We start from the raw sequence: 613 nt of genomic DNA, 5'->3' as shown, positions 1-613 counted from the left end.
GGTCACGGCGCAGGGCCAGACACAGCCCGCACAGGTGCGCCATCCACTCGGTCTTCAGCCGCTCGCCGAGCCGGTGAGCGCAGGGCCTGACGATTCCGAACACCACATCCCCCGTACTGTCACACGATGTTGGCGTTCACCCGTACGCACCGCGCGTCACCCGTCCGCCGCGAACAATCATATTTCACTCTCAGTCAGCAGCCGTATGAGTCGCGACCCTTGGGGCACAAGGACTCTCGACGGATCCGCTGTGCACCAGTACCGTCACAAACCCCCCGCGCGGCGTCTATCCACTTGGCGCGCCGTCCGCATCATGGATGACCATAGGGATGCGGAAAGCAAGAAAGACCGCTGTGAGAGGAGGCGTCCATGGGATCGGTACGCAAGGCGAGTGCGTGGCTCGGCCTCGTCGACGACAACGATGACGAGCGCTACTACGACGACGACTACTCCGAGGGCACCGAGTCCGGGGACGCCTGGGTCACCGACCCGCGGGTGAAGGTGGCCACGGACACGGCCGAGGAGAAGGGCCGCCGGATCGGCACGGTCACCCCGGACAGCTTCCGGGACGCCCGCGCCATCGGCGAGCTGTTCCGGGACGGCGTCCCGGTCA

1 pseudogene is annotated in these 613 nt (G+C 66.4%); it reads left to right on the top strand.

The features are described 5' to 3' along the window. Window positions 1–369: 369 nt before the first annotated feature. Window positions 370–613, top strand: a pseudogene (locus CCN44_RS37880) (cell division protein SepF); the annotation flags it as partial.

Origin of the sequence: Streptomyces tricolor (assembly GCF_002155905.1) — a bacterium.
Lineage (GTDB): Bacteria > Actinomycetota > Actinomycetes > Streptomycetales > Streptomycetaceae > Streptomyces > Streptomyces tricolor.
This window is presented reverse-complemented; position numbering and strand designations above follow the sequence as displayed.